Source organism: Flavicella sp. IMCC45668, from assembly GCF_057219105.1.
Genome location: NZ_CM170114.1, coordinates 916,265 through 930,705, shown reverse-complemented (window position 1 = coordinate 930,705; position 14,441 = coordinate 916,265). Strand labels below are relative to the sequence as shown.

General features: G+C 33.6%; 14 protein-coding genes. 5 read left to right on the top strand and 9 right to left on the bottom strand.

All coding sequences use genetic code 11. The features are described 5' to 3' along the window. Nucleotides 1-18 precede the first annotated feature (18 nt). The 4 genes from AC2DZ0_RS04365 to argS all read right to left on the bottom strand — a co-directional run bounded on the left by AC2DZ0_RS04365 (nt 19) and on the right by argS (nt 6,811). The gene (locus tag AC2DZ0_RS04365; protein WP_484643908.1) at nt 19-2,505 is read right to left on the bottom strand and encodes a TonB-dependent receptor; all 2,487 of its coding nucleotides are present in this window, start codon (nt 2,503-2,505) and stop codon (nt 19-21) included. A 214-nt stretch (nt 2,506-2,719) separates the two neighbouring features. Next, nucleotides 2,720-4,108 carry a dihydrolipoyl dehydrogenase gene (gene lpdA / locus AC2DZ0_RS04360; protein WP_484491797.1) on the bottom strand — a complete coding sequence of 463 codons (1,389 nt, stop codon included), beginning with the start codon at nt 4,106-4,108 and terminating at the stop codon, nt 2,720-2,722. Nucleotides 4,109-4,382: 274 nt separating this feature from the next. Further along, complete coding sequence (locus tag AC2DZ0_RS04355) at nt 4,383-5,009, bottom strand: hypothetical protein (protein WP_484491796.1); 627 nt, start codon at nt 5,007-5,009, stop codon at nt 4,383-4,385. Between the two features lie 8 nt (nt 5,010-5,017). Further along, on the bottom strand, nt 5,018-6,811 hold the full coding sequence (argS, locus tag AC2DZ0_RS04350) for an arginine--tRNA ligase (protein ID WP_484491795.1): 1,794 nt from the start codon (nt 6,809-6,811) through the stop codon (nt 5,018-5,020). Between the two features lie 164 nt (nt 6,812-6,975). Between argS and AC2DZ0_RS04345 the strand changes: the two genes are divergently transcribed. From AC2DZ0_RS04345 to AC2DZ0_RS04325, 5 genes are all read left to right on the top strand, one after another. After that, a complete protein-coding gene (locus AC2DZ0_RS04345) occupies nt 6,976-7,506 on the top strand; it encodes a YkgJ family cysteine cluster protein (RefSeq protein ID WP_484492482.1) in 531 nt (176 codons plus the stop codon). A 6-nt stretch (nt 7,507-7,512) separates the two neighbouring features. After that, a complete protein-coding gene (locus AC2DZ0_RS04340) occupies nt 7,513-7,869 on the top strand; it encodes a hypothetical protein (protein ID WP_484491794.1) in 357 nt (118 codons plus the stop codon). A 62-nt stretch (nt 7,870-7,931) separates the two neighbouring features. Next, on the top strand, nt 7,932-8,183 hold the full coding sequence (locus AC2DZ0_RS04335; RefSeq protein ID WP_484491793.1) for a YtxH domain-containing protein: 252 nt from the start codon (nt 7,932-7,934) through the stop codon (nt 8,181-8,183). A gap of 14 nt (nt 8,184-8,197) precedes the next feature. Continuing rightward, nucleotides 8,198-8,509, top strand: a complete 312-nt coding sequence (locus AC2DZ0_RS04330; protein ID WP_484491792.1) for a phage holin family protein — start codon at nt 8,198-8,200, stop codon at nt 8,507-8,509. An 11-nt stretch (nt 8,510-8,520) separates the two neighbouring features. Next, nucleotides 8,521-8,841, top strand: a complete 321-nt coding sequence (locus AC2DZ0_RS04325; protein WP_484491791.1) for a hypothetical protein — start codon at nt 8,521-8,523, stop codon at nt 8,839-8,841. A gap of 28 nt (nt 8,842-8,869) precedes the next feature. On the opposite strand, the gene AC2DZ0_RS04320 is transcribed toward AC2DZ0_RS04325, so the two are convergent. The 5 genes from AC2DZ0_RS04320 to AC2DZ0_RS04300 all read right to left on the bottom strand — a co-directional run bounded on the left by AC2DZ0_RS04320 (nt 8,870) and on the right by AC2DZ0_RS04300 (nt 14,419). After that, nucleotides 8,870-9,580 carry a hypothetical protein gene (locus AC2DZ0_RS04320; protein ID WP_484643905.1) on the bottom strand — a complete coding sequence of 237 codons (711 nt, stop codon included), beginning with the start codon at nt 9,578-9,580 and terminating at the stop codon, nt 8,870-8,872. Between the two features lie 22 nt (nt 9,581-9,602). After that, a complete protein-coding gene (locus AC2DZ0_RS04315; protein ID WP_484643903.1) occupies nt 9,603-10,844 on the bottom strand; it encodes a carbohydrate porin in 1,242 nt (413 codons plus the stop codon). 10 nt (nt 10,845-10,854) lie between these two features. After that, nucleotides 10,855-11,682, bottom strand: a complete 828-nt coding sequence (locus tag AC2DZ0_RS04310) for a hypothetical protein (RefSeq protein ID WP_484491788.1) — start codon at nt 11,680-11,682, stop codon at nt 10,855-10,857. A 95-nt stretch (nt 11,683-11,777) separates the two neighbouring features. Continuing rightward, on the bottom strand, nt 11,778-12,929 hold the full coding sequence (locus AC2DZ0_RS04305; RefSeq protein ID WP_484491787.1) for a DcaP family trimeric outer membrane transporter: 1,152 nt from the start codon (nt 12,927-12,929) through the stop codon (nt 11,778-11,780). Nucleotides 12,930-13,012: 83 nt separating this feature from the next. Then, nucleotides 13,013-14,419 (bottom strand): metal-dependent hydrolase family protein, encoded by a 1,407-nt coding sequence (locus AC2DZ0_RS04300; protein WP_484491786.1) that lies wholly within the window; start codon nt 14,417-14,419, stop codon nt 13,013-13,015. Between the last annotated feature and the right edge of the window lie 22 nt (nt 14,420-14,441).

The following is a 14,441-nucleotide window of genomic DNA, read 5'->3' as shown; positions in this document are numbered from 1 at the left end:
CAAACGAAGAGGATTTTTTTATTTTACAGTGAAAGTACTTATGGTAGAAAATGGTGTTCCAGTGTCTGAAATTCCTTGGATATCTATCACAAAATCTCCACGCGTATCACAACTAAAAAAGGATATTTCTGCTTTTTTATCAGGGAGTATTCTAATATAAGGTTCCCAATGCAATGTAGTTCTTAGATCTACCTTTCCCATTTCTTCAAAACCATTGATGTGGTCAGGTGCGTAGAATTTTCTGGTGGTGTAGTAACCTTCTGCTTGGAAATCAATTATTCCTGGTTTTCTTTTGATATTTCTGCTTGAAATATTGCTACCAATCTTGGAATACATGGCAATGACTCCATTTGCAGCATTTGAATACACTGCAGCATCAGCTCCCGTAAGAACATCAATAAAATCAATATCTGAACCATATAATGATTCAACAAATGTAGAGTCAATAGGCATTCCGTCTAAATAAAATGCAGGACTACCACCACCTCGAATACTAACACTTGTACCGGCTACACTTACACCAGCCAACCCCTGTAAAAGATCAAATATAGTGTAGGTTTCAGCTCCAATGATGTCTTCAGGTACAACTCTTTTTTCTGAGTAACCATGTAAGGTTCTATTGTCAAATTCTTCGTTTCTTATTTCTTCTTCTGTTTTTCTTTGTCCTACAACCACAACTTCATCTAATAACTGCATTTGTTGCTCGTATTCTAGGTTTACTTGCTCTATGTATTTAGAAATTTTTAAATACGCTTCCAATTGATCTTCATCAGAAATATTTGATTGAACAATTTGTTGTCTTTCTATTTCAGGCTTTTCTGGTTCATTGTTGTCTAATAAAATAACAACGTTTCTATTTCGATATCTTTCTGATTTAAAACTATAAAGCCTTGCTTCAATAAGCGTTGGTATTGTGTCAAAGAAGATGAAAGGACCATATGAAAAATTTCCTAATGAGTCAGATTGCTGAGGCTCTTGATGAAAGGTTTTTCCCATAAAAGTGATTCTAGTTTCCATACTTTTAAAATCATATGGTTTTTTCAAAGCTTTGGTTCTTCCTTTGATATAAATTCCCTTTTCTAACGGATATTGTCTTTCTTTCTTTGTACTGTTTAACAAACTTTGCCAAGTGAATCGTCTCCATCCATGAGTCATCATCGTAAGGTCAAGTAAATACCTTCTTTTTGGATCATTCGGTTTTTCGAAGAAATAACCAGGGTTTTCTACAGTACCTCTAAGATCTGAATTAAGTAATAAATAGGTTTTAATATTCTCAGCAAAATTATTTTGAGGTACCGCTTGCATATCCCTAACAGCCATAGATAAAGAACTTGGAGCAACGTTACCATCAATGTCTTTTGTGTCAATTGTAAGCGTTATTTTCTCTCGAATTCCTAATTTATTTTTATCCGGTGTTACGCTAACAGATATATTGTTATTTGCGTTTTCAACAAACATCAATCTTTCTGCTAAAGGATTTCCATCTGCATTAAAAATAGTTATATGAACAATTCCATCGTCCATACTTTTAGTTGGAAAATTTAGTTTATAACTATCAACATCACCAGATTCTATTTTGCTATAAAGGTGTTTTCCCCTTTGATGCGCAACAAGAAATGTCTCTTTAAGCCCTCCTTCTATATTTGAAGCAACATTAATAGAAATATTTGTTCCGTTATTCACGGCACTGATGATACATCCTGATGGCAAAGCCTTTGGTAAAGGATAAGTTTCTTCAGATCCATTCACATCTACAATGGCAGTATATGATTTTCCTGCCTCTGGCGTTATGATAAACAATCCTAAACCAAATTTAACAGTGCTAAAAGAAAAAACTTCATTCCCGTCATTGTCAACGATTGTTCCTTTGACAATTTGATTTTTAAAAATTGGGTCTGTAACTTTAATTGCTACTTTATTACTTAGACCTTCAACAAGGTAACCACCCTCTGGGTAAAAATTTAATTCTGGCCTTGGGATTTTATAGACGGTTTCCTTTTCTTCTTTTTCAGTAGCATTTTCTTCTATGGACGTTGTATTCGTTAGGCTATCGTTTTCCGAGGTTGCCAAAACAGTAATTTCCTTTTGAAAGAAATCTTTGGCATCCATATTTCTCATTTCATTGGTATAAGCACGCAATAAATATTTACCAGGTTTCCATTTTTTTGAAATTTTAAAATCTCCTGCACCAGTAACGCGAGCGACAAATATATTTTTCGAATCCATGATACTGTCGTTGCTGTCAATTAAATCGACATGCATTACCATGCTTTTGTTACTTTTTAAATGACTGATACCATTTACCAAATATCCAGTAAACCATATAGATTCATCTAAAGAATAATAAGGTTTGTCTGTATGGAGATAAATTTTTTCAGGGAAATTTTTTGTGTCATACTCTTTAAGTTTGGACACAATTAAGTCATTTAAAACTTCTTTGTTAGCAACTGTAAAGGATACTAAACAAAGGAGCAATAAAAGGACTGGGTATGCTGTTTTTTTCATAGAGGTTTATATCTGGTTTGGTTAAGACTCAAAATCTTACCTATGGTTTAATTAGTGAACATGAATTATATCAAAAATTTTGCCGTTTTTAATAAGTGCTGTAAAATAGTCTATTTATTTGTTTTATTTGTTTGAAATATAATTTATTGAGTAGGATATATAACAAAAAAGCCGATACGTAAGTATCGGCTTTTTTTAATATTTGTGAGAATTCTTATAAGTGAATTACTTCATCATATGCATCTGCTACAGCTTCCATAACCGCTTCACTCATAGTAGGGTGAGGGTGAACTGTTTTTAGTACTTCATGTCCAGTAGTTTCTAACTTACGACCAAGAACTGCTTCTGCAATCATGTCTGTAACACCAGCTCCAATCATATGGCATCCTAGCCATTCTCCGTACTTAGCATCAAAAATAACTTTTACAAATCCATCTTTGTTACCAGCAGCACTTGCTTTACCAGATGCTGAGAATGGGAATTTTCCTACTTTGATTTCGTATCCTGCTTCCTTTGCTTTTGCTTCTGTTAAACCAACAGATGCAATTTCAGGAGATGCATACGTACAACCAGGAATATTTCCATAGTCGATAGCTTCTGTATGTAACCCGGCAATTTTTTCAACACAAGTAATTCCTTCTGCAGAAGCAACGTGTGCTAAAGCTTGTCCAGGAACAACGTCTCCAATTGCATAGTATCCAGGAATGTTTGTTTGATAGAAATCGTTCACTAAGATTTTATCTCTGTCTACTACAATACCAACATCCTCTAATCCAATATTTTCAATATTAGATTTGATTCCTACTGCAGATAATAAAATATCAGCTTCTAATTTTTCTTCTCCTTTTTTTGTTTTTACCGTAGCAACAACTCCTTCACCAGATGTATCAACAGATTCTACAGAAGAATTTGTCATTACTTTGATTCCAGATTTCTTTAAAGATCTTTCAAACTGCTTAGAAACATCCGCATCTTCTACAGGCACTACATTAGGCATAAATTCAACAATAGTTACTTCAGTTCCCATTGAGTTGTAAAAGTGTGCAAATTCAACACCAATAGCTCCAGAACCAACAACAATCATTTTTTTAGGTTGCTTAGGTAAAGTCATTGCTTGGCGGTATCCGATTACTTTTTTACCATCTTGAGGTAAATTTGGTAATTCACGTGACCTTGCTCCAGTTGCAATAATGATATGATCACCACTGTATTCAGTAACCGTACCATCTTCTGTAGTAACGTCTACTTTTTTACCAGTCTTGATTTTTCCAAAACCTTTGATTACATCAATTTTATTTTTCTTCATTAAGAAGTTAACTCCTTTACTCATTCCATCAGCAACTCCACGACTTCTTTTGATAACCGCTTCAAAGTCTTTATCGATCGCTTCTGCTTTCAGACCATAGTCATCAACATGCTTTAAGTAATCATATACTTGAGCACTTTTTAATAATGCTTTAGTTGGGATACATCCCCAGTTCAAACAAATTCCACCTATTTCAGCTTTTTCTACTACAGCAGTTTTAAATCCTAACTGAGAAGCTCTAATCGCAGTTACATAACCACCAGGTCCACTTCCAATAACTATTACGTCGTATTTCATTGTATATGATTTTTTGTTTTCTAACTTTTTCAAAATCTATGTTTTTTGATATCAAACATAGATGCCAAATTAAAGGCACGCAAATTTAATGAATCTATATTTATTTTTACAATTCCTCTACTTATTTATGAAAAATGTAAAATAATATCACAGTATTAATTTTATGATAAAAAAGAACGCTTTTTTCTTATAGGTATATTGATTCTAGTGTTTCAAAGTAGGTTTTTTGTAAAAAACACCACTAGAAAAAGTAAGAGATTTTCTTAGTAAAAGGTTAAATCTGATCTGAATCTGTAGGTATGTTATTAAAAACAACATCGTTAATATTCCTTTTTTTGCAAATTTTAAAAAGGAGTAAGTTGATACAAATATGTAGTAATGGAAGTACCAAAAAGGCTAGAAATGGAACCCCAAAAAGTTGGTAGGGTACATAGTAAGTCCATACCCCCAAGGCAATGGTAATCATTTCACCAAAGGCTGGGAATACACAAGCGATAAACCCGATGATAAACAACTTGTTTTTTAATGATTTATCTGAAAGTGTTTCAATGAGTTTCTTTTCAATTTTATAAATAAATGGAAAGGAGAGTAGCCATGCAAATGGTAGCCAATAAGGTAATTTGGGTGTAATATTATGGTATTCCCAAAGATTGAAACTGACTCCAATGTATTCTACAATCAAACCGCTAATAGCAGTGAATAGCATTCCTATAGGTAAAATCCAATTTTTCACACCATTTTTAAAAGATAGGGTATAAGTAACTTGTATGGTTCTAGCCGCTAATAGTAAGGCTAACACAATATGGTGCTTATGTAAAACTCCTAAAACCACCCCAGCGATAGTTATTTTTAGGGTTGCTTTTAGGAGCTCTATAAAGAATGTTTTTTTATCAGAAATCATGGAATCGATTACATGCGTTCAGGAACATCAATTCCAAGTAATTCAAAAGCCGATTTGATAACCTCTCCAACTTTTTTTGATAATTGTGTTCTGAAGATTTTTAAATCTTCGTCCTCACAACCTAGTATATAGGAGCTTTGATAGAAAGAATTGTATTCTTTCACTAAATCATATGTGTAATTTGCAATCAAAGCAGGACTTTGATTTTTTGAGGCTAATTGAACCGTTTCTGGAAACAATTGAAGCTGTTTGATTACAGCACGTTCTTTTTCGCTAATTGAAATTGAATTGATAGGAGTGGAGTATTCAAAAGTAGCCTTTCTTAAAATAGACTGAATTCTGGCATAAGTATATTGAATAAATGGTCCTGTGTTTCCGTTAAAGTCAATGGACTCTTTAGGGTCAAATAAAATTCTTTTTTTAGGATCTACTTTTAAAATATAATATTTTAGGGCACCCATCCCAATTATCTTATATAACTCTTCTTTTTCTTCATCAGAATAGCCATCTAACTTCCCTAATTCTTGAGAAATTTCTCGAGCTGTATTTGTCATTTCCTGCATAAGATCATCTGCATCTACAACAGTACCTTCTCTAGATTTCATTTTTCCAGAAGGTAAATCTACCATACCATACGATAGGTGAAACATATTATCTGCCCATGAAAATCCAAGTTTTTTAAGAATTAAGAATAATACTTTAAAATGATAATCTTGTTCATTTCCAACTGTATAGGTTAAAGAATCAATGTCATAATCTTTAAAACGTTCAATAGCAGTACCAATATCTTGTGTGATATAAACTGAAGTTCCATCAGATCTTTGAACAATCTTTCTGTCCAATCCTTCTTCAGTCAAATCAATCCAAACAGAGCCGTCAGCATCTTGCTCAAATATTCCTTTTTTCAAACCTTCGGCAACAACATCTTTTCCTAAAATATAAGTATCGCTTTCATAATAGTTTTTGTCGAAAGCTACCCCAAGGTTTTTGTAAGAAATATCAAATCCGTCATATACCCATTGGTTCATTTTTTTCCAAAGTTCGATCACAGCTTCATCACCAGACTCCCATTTTAAAAGTATTTCTTGCGCTTCTATTAAAAGAGGAGCTTGTTTTTTAGCTTCCTCTTCAGTAACACCACTTGCAATAAGTTCATTGATTTCTTTTTTGTACTCTTGATCAAATTTCACATAGTAGTTACCTACTAATTTATCACCTTTTATACCAGTGTTTTCAGGATTCTCTTTTTTACCATCATTCCCATTGGGAGCAAATTTTTCCCAGGCAAGCATACTTTTACAAATATGAATTCCTCGGTCATTGATAATTTGCGTTTTAAAGACTTTTTTACCTGCCCCTGCAATAATGTTTGATACAGAGAAACCTAATAAATTATTTCTAACATGGCCTAAATGCAAAGGTTTATTTGTGTTAGGAGATGAGTATTCTACCATGACAGCCTTATCCTCCTTGTTAGGAGTAACAATTCCAAAATTTTCTGTTGGGAAAAATGAAGCGAAACTGTCAATAAAATAATTTTCAGAAATAACAAGGTTTAAGAATCCTTTAACCACATTAAAATCTTCAACAAGAGCTATGTTTTCTTTTAGGTAAGTTCCTATTTGTTCACCGATAACTGCAGGATTTCCTTTAATTGTTCTTAACAAAGCAAAGATAACTATGGTGATATCACCTTCGAAATCTTTTTTCGTAGCTTGAAATTCTACATTTTCTATTTCTTTATCAAAAATTTTAGCCGCAGCTTCCTTTACGGCAATTGTTAAAGTGTTTTGGATACTCATTTATCTTGAAATTTTGAGCTGCAAATTTAACAATAATTAGATGGCTCTAAATAATTATTCAGTAAAAATATTCGGTTCGAGGATACAAGTATTCAAAAAGGGTTTTTTACTGCGGCAATAAGCTTATATTTGCTGTCTAATTAAAGCGAATTGTTATGGCAAATATGGAAGCTAGACTAGCAACTTTACACAAAGATGCTAAAGATGTTGAAAAAGACACATTAAAATATTTTCAACGTTTAAAAAAGCGTACTCCAAAAACATTGGATTTAACAATGCGTGATTTGCATGATAAGGAGTTTGAGAAAACGGATTGTATGACATGTGCAAATTGTTGTAAAACTTCAAGTCCAATTTTTACAGAAAAAGACATTCAAAGAATTTCTAAGCATTTTAAGATGAAAGAATTCAAATTTATAGAGCAGTTTCTAGAGCGTGATTCAGATGATTTTTACGTGCTGCAACAGGTGCCTTGTCATTTTTTAGATGAAAATGATAACAGCTGTATGATCTATGATGTTCGTCCAAAAGCTTGTAGTGAGTATCCACACACAAATCGCAAAAAATTTATTCAAATAACGGATTTAACCGTCAAGAATGCTGAAATATGTCCTGCCACTTTTAATATAATTGAAAATCTTAAAAAAGCCATCCCGTTAGGAGGAAAGGCAAGTCCGGAGTCTAAGTTTAAATAGTTTGTTATGTCGCAAGAATTAATAAAACGATCCGGTTTTTCTTTTTATGCATTTGGTGATGCCTCTTCTGAAAAAGATTTTTTTGCTAAAAATTTTGTTTTTTTTGCAAAAGGAAAATCTGCCTATTTTAGTTTTGATTTGATGAAAAAGCTGGATTATTTTTTCTTCCTAACCGATAAAGAAGATTATGATACGTATGTATTTGAAGAGTCTTTTGTGATAAAAAAAATAATTTCTATTCTAGAAAAAGGAGAAGAATATGATCATTTTAAACTTCAAATAAAAACGGATACCGTTTTTGAATTGAACCTAAGTAATATAAAGGTTCAACATAATGCAATCGTTTTTCAGTCTTTTCAATAAAGTTGATTCTTTTATTTGTTTTTTTCTCAGTATTTTTGAAAGTATATAAAAAATGAGATGCTATGAGTACAACTTCAAAATGGATTGCAGGTTTAATGGTTGGACTGTTCGTTGGAGCAGTCGCAGGAGTCCTATTAGCACCAAGTTCGGGTGATGAAACACGTGAAGAATTATTAGGTAAAATAGATTTGCTTAAAGAAAAAATAAATGAACTTATTGAAAAAGGTGGTGAGTTTACTACTGAAAAAGTTGCCTTGTTAAAAGATAAAATAAGCGCTTTAGAAAAGGAGATTGAAGGACAAGAAATAGTCTAAAAGAACTTGATTAAATGAAGGAAGAAATTACTAAATATATAGAGCTTAAATTAAAGTTATTCAAATTTGAAGCCACCGAAAAGGTAGCTGATATCAGGGCGAAATTATTTTTTGATATCGTGTTTATTTTTTTATTTTTCTGTTTTTTGCTGTTTTTAGGGTTTACCATGGCGTTATTGCTCAATGCGGCATTTGATAGTACTTATTTAGGATTTGTAGCCTTTACCTCGTTGTTATTAGTAACAATGTTGTTTTTAATATGGAAACGAAAAAAAATAATTCGTAAAATATTTACGAATTACCTTGATAGAAATATACCCTCTTAAATTGTTTTGATATGAAAAAATCAAATTTTCACTTGCAAAAAGAAATATTAAAGACAGAGATATCTCTTCAAGAAAAAATATTGGAGCAAAAATTTCAAACTACTGTAAATCCTCAGAATTTAGTTTTGAAAATTTTACCAGACATTGCAAAGCGGTTTTTAAAGTTTGAAGGGAAACAGCTTTCATCGTCGTTTGCAGAAAAAGTAAATGAGGTTTTAATAAATGTACTGACAGAGTCTCAAAAAATTATTGGTGGTGTTTCTCATCTTGTAACAATTATAAAAGAGCTCAAACAAATATTTAAAACAAAAAAAGCATCTAAATTAAGTTAGATGCTTTTTTTGTTTTATGGGGTGTGGGTTAGAAGTTGATGTATTTAGCAGGGATGTATTTGTATTTCTTACCCGCTCTAATAATGAGTGAAATCATTGGAGTAAAAGAATAAGCCCAACCAGCATCACCACCAAGATTAGCGGTTCCGAATAATGGGGCAATAGCAACTGTATGTTGTTTGTCGAAAATATAGGTAAATACAGGTCCACCTCTTACAAATTCTATACCTGTAAAATCTTCACTCCATCTATAAAAAGGTCCAACCAATCCACTTACAATAAATTTTTCACTTACAATTTGGTTATAGGTGATTACATACCTGAAACCATGTCTTAAGTTTCCTTTGGTATCAATATCCATTTGGTATTTTATTTGGTTTACAAACTGGCCTTTTAATACATTTTTATCATTGGTGAAATTAAATTTTCTTACACCTCCTAATCCGAATCTAAAATCTTGTCTATCCGTTTTAACACTTGCTCTAAAATCAGGTGCTATCTCCCATTTTGCGTTAGGGGAGTAGGTTAAAACACCTTCATAGTACCATTCTTTTAAGGCACTCATATTTTCATTAACACGCCATTGTAATTCATGAGAATGTTGAAAATCATTTTGACCACCAAAAACAATTTTATTCCCCACAAGTAGCCAGTTATCCCATCGGTCAATGTCGTCTTGAGCTTGTGCAAAAAAAGAAGTAAATAGGAAAGCAAGAATTACTAATCGGGTTGTTTTCATAAATCTAGATTATTTCAATTGATTATAGGGCTATTCTTCCTCTAATACCGGCAATAAAAATGTTGTTCGTGTTCGGATTTAAAGCAGGGTTTACCAAATATTGAAGGTCGGGTGATAATGCAAATCTGTTTGAGAAATTTATTTTATAAAAAATTTCTGCCGTAATTTGATTGTCTAAATCAGGTCCAAAAGAAGTTTCGTTAACTTCACCCCAACCTAAAGATACTCCTAATAAACTCCCTTGTTCTGTAGTTTGATAAGCGAAGCCACCAACCAATGATTTTTGCAAAAGAGTTCCTCCATCTTTAGCATAACCTCCTCTAAAAAAAGGATGCAGTCCATTTTTGAAATAATGAGTTGCAGAGAAAGCGAGTCCCCAACCCGGTAGTGATGCGGTTACAGGACTACCATCAGAATGCCAATAAGTAAGATGTATGTTATCAAGAAAGAAACGGTCTTTTCCGGTGGTGTATCCAAATTCTACACTTTTAAAATAGTTGTTGTTTGAAAAAAATGAATTGAAATTATCCCATGGTTTCGTCGGGTCCGACCCAGCATCACTGATGCTCGCGATTCCATAAATATTGTCTGTTATATACATCGCAACAGCCGCACCTAATGCAGCATCATTGGGAATATATACAGCTTCTGATCCGGTACTAAATTGGAAGTTCATAAAACCAGTCCAAGGACTAGCATATGCATAAACGTCTACATAATCTGTGGCATCCAAGAGTCCGGCTACAAAGGATATTCTTCCATCCATTAACCGTTGTCTCCAATAAAAGTTGGTCATTCTAAAGCCATCTTCGTTAAAAGCGGGTACCTGCATTCCAACATAACCCATTTCAAATCCGAAATTCTTTGGGGTTATCGCTGTGTATTTATGTCGGTGCTCTATTTTGTAAACCAGCGCTCCGTTGTTTTTAGAACCTCGGTTCACAAGTTCCCATGAACCATATAATCTTACCATTCCAGCTGCGGAAGATTGATCTCCCAAACTCTCTGAGGCTCCAAAGTAGACAGAGGAATAATCAACTCCAAAATCAAAACCTGACTTTTCTTTTAATTTACCTTTAGCATCAAAATAAGATTTCATAAAGTCGAATTCGAATATAGAAGATTTATCCTGAGCTAGTTGGTTGTCAACTTGATCTTTACTACCTAATTTGTAGTCCTCATCTTTTTTAGTGTTTTCAGATTGTGCATAAAGAGCTCCTAAGTTCAGAAGCATTAAGGTGTATAAGGTGTATTTTTTTATCATAGTTTATGGTTTACCAAGGAAGATTAATTACAGGAGTTATTTGAAAGAATATGCCCCAACTAGGTCCAATAGCTTCGGGTCTTGTAACATAATATTGAGCTTGGAGTGTGAATTTAAGAGGTGTTTTTCCTATCAATTGAGTTTTTGCGAAACCTAGATTTAGCGGAATTGAAAAATCTATGTCGCTAGCAGTTATGTAATTAGCAGTAGGGATGGGGCTACCTCCAATTTGCCAACCATTTCCTACAGGAAACCAATAAAATAGCTGTGCAGTCCCGGTATTAACTTTATTGTTGTTTTCATTGTGTCCAGAAATTCCCCACCAATGCTGCCATAAAACCCCAAGGACTCCCCATTTTTTTACAACCCCTACTAAAGCAACGGGTCCGATCTGGAATTGATTTTTCCCTAATGAAGTCTCGCTTGCTGTGGGAAAGAACATCGTAGGACCTGCACCCCAGATAAAACCTTTTTCATTCATTGTTCCATACATTGCCATTAATCCAATATCTCCCAATCCTCTTTCTGTAGACCATGTCCCTGCTTGGTTAACAGGAGCTGCGGCTACAGGTAAACTAGGTCGAATACTGATACTTCCTTTTTTTAGTTTAACAGGGATTGTAGGCATGAAAACTAGTGCTGAAGTATGTTGATTTGAAGCTCCTGAAATGGAACCATCCCATCCTGTGTAGGTTCCTTGGAATGTTAGACTTGCTAATGTTCCTACAGGATTTGACAGTTCTTGGGCTATTTCATCGGCAGATTTTTCAGTGGCTTTTTGAGCATTAATTTGAAAGAGTGCGATAATTGTTCCAATGGTTAGTAATTTTCTTTTCATACTAGTTTATCAAATTAAAAAAGATCAAATCTTAAAATCATTAATCTAGGATTAGTAAATATTAATAATAATGGATATTTAGACAGTAAACTGATTTATTTTGCTTTATAATTGAAAGAGTATTTTGCTGAAAATTGCAATCTGTAAAAACCATCACCTGATCCATCTTCTAGTCCACGATAGGCATACATGGTTTCAATTCCAAAAAGTAAATTTTTATCAGGTTGGTAAATAATATTTGCCGATCCGCTCCATGCATTTTTATTTGCGTTTTGCTTTGTGATATTCTTTGGGTTTTCAGCATTTAAAAATGAATAATTAACACTAGAACGCCATTTATGGTTCCAATGATGCAGATAAGATACGAAACCATTTGTAGATTTGATAGCTTTCAAATCTCCTTGATCATTCACAATAGAACTGTTTAGAAAAGCTAAAGCAAGATAACGACCTAAACCATTTCCATAAGTACCTTGAATTCTAAGATCGTCGCTTTTACCGATATTAAACTTTGCACCACCCGTGATCCCATAGGCATTAAAACTTTTACGATTTTCATTAATGTCGTAGTATCTTGGGTTTCTATAGATAGCTGAAACCCCTGCAGTACCCCAATTCCCATTAAAATTTCTTCGTAGGATAATGTCGGGTATTCCACCTGAAGAAATTACAAATGGTCCGCCATCGTTTGGAGTAACGGTAGATTCTGGTACCTCTAAAGAAAACTGCCAGTGTTTCGTGGAATAACGAATTTGAGGCTGTCTATTGAACACAATTCCTTCAGCAGCTCCAGAAAAATCGAGATCATCAGGGATGATAACAATCATAAATGTTGACCAGGTTTGGCCAAAAAGCCATTTTTCATAATTGATATAAAAATGTCTGATTCTTGGATTGTATGAGTTACTAACTCTAGCATCTCCTGCCGCTGAAAGTAAAAAATCCATTTCAAAATAAGCTTCAATTTTTTTGTTGTTTTGCAATATTTGATCAAAATCTAAATAAAATCTTGATTCTTTAATATGCATATGTGTATCGTATGTCTGTTTACCACCAACCGGAATGGCACTTGGCAAATGAATATCTCTTAGTGGACTTTCAGGATCGGTAAGTTCTCCTCCCTCAAATACGGTGATCATAGCATCCATTTTAGCAAAGCCTCCTATCGAAAAATTTGTTTTTTGTTGCTTAGGAGCTTGGGAAAAGATAGCTGTCGGTAAAAGAAATAATAAGAATATTTTTTTCATTGCAATAGGGTTAGAGAAAACAAAAAACAATCTAGCATCCTTAAAGATAGTAGATTGTTTTTGGTTTTTGTGAAAAGTGAAGATTATTTACCTAAAGTATTTTTGTAAATAATCCCATCTTTCATAATTATTTTCATTGTTTTGATACCTTTTCTTACAGGAGCATCAAACCATTTTTCATTTCCTCCGATTACTGAAATATCTTCCAAAGGATTTCCGTCTACTAAAAGTAAATCTGCGTAAGCACCTTCTTCAACAACTCCTAGTTTTCCATCTGGGTATGGATCCATAAACTCACCTGAAAGTTTTACAATTTCTCCATTTACAGAGGTAAGCGCTTTTAAGTAATAATGGTTTCCGAAGTAATGGGCACCTAAATATATTTGATGGTCATTTTGTTTGTTACAAGCATCTGGCATACCTACACAATCTCCCTGATATCCTAATTTTGGACGATGTTTTTTAACATTTTCAATATATCCTTTAAAGGCTTCTTGAGCAGAATTAGCTTTTCTTGCAGAAGCTTTACTTGCAGAGATAGCAGAAACTTGTGATAAAGCAGGAGAGAAAGCTTGCATATTAGTTGTCATATAAGCACCTTTTTTCTTCATTAATTTAGCAACATCACCATCAAACATAAAACAGTGCTCAATTGTTTTTACACCATTTTCTAAGCAACGCATGATTGATTTTTTACTATAAGCATGTGACATTACATAGGTACCATAGGCATCTGCTACTTCCACAGCTGCTCTAATTTCTTCAGGGCCGTACGCATCTAACTGCCAAGGGTCAAATTGTGATACCACACCGCCACTAGACATAATTTTTATTTGAGAAGCACCTTGCATAAAGTTTTGACGAGCCGCTGCTTTAATTTGATCAATCCCATCTGCAGTAATGGTCATTCCTAATTTACCTCCGCTAGATTGAATCCCGTTAAAGGTTTCATTTGGTGTATTGAAATTTCTAAAATCAGCATGAGAACCGGTTGGTCCAATGAAACCACCAGAAGGATAAATTCTAGGTCCTAAAACCAAGCCAGCATCAACAGTTTTTTTTAGTCCAGCACCCATTCCACCAGCATCTCTCCAAGTTGTAAAACCAGAAAGTAAAGCATTTTTAGCGTTTACAGTAGAGCGTACGGCTAGTTCTTCCCAATTTCTACTATTCTCAATGTCACTTATAGAATGGCCGTTCATTTGTAAATGACCATGTCCTTCGATCAATCCGGGCATTAAGGTCATTCCTTTTCCATCAATAACTTTAGTGCCTTTTGGAGCAGCAATATCTGCAGCTATTGTTTTAATTAGATTGTTTTCAATTAAAACAGACATTCCAGAAGTCAGTGTTTCTGAAGTTCCATCAAAAATTTGAATATTATTAAATAAGATATACTTGTTTTTTTCTTTTTGTTTTTTTTGCGCCGAAAGTGTAAATACACTTAACACCAGGGCAATATATAGCGACAGTAGTGATTTTTGTTTCATAGAAGTATCATTAAGTTTTATA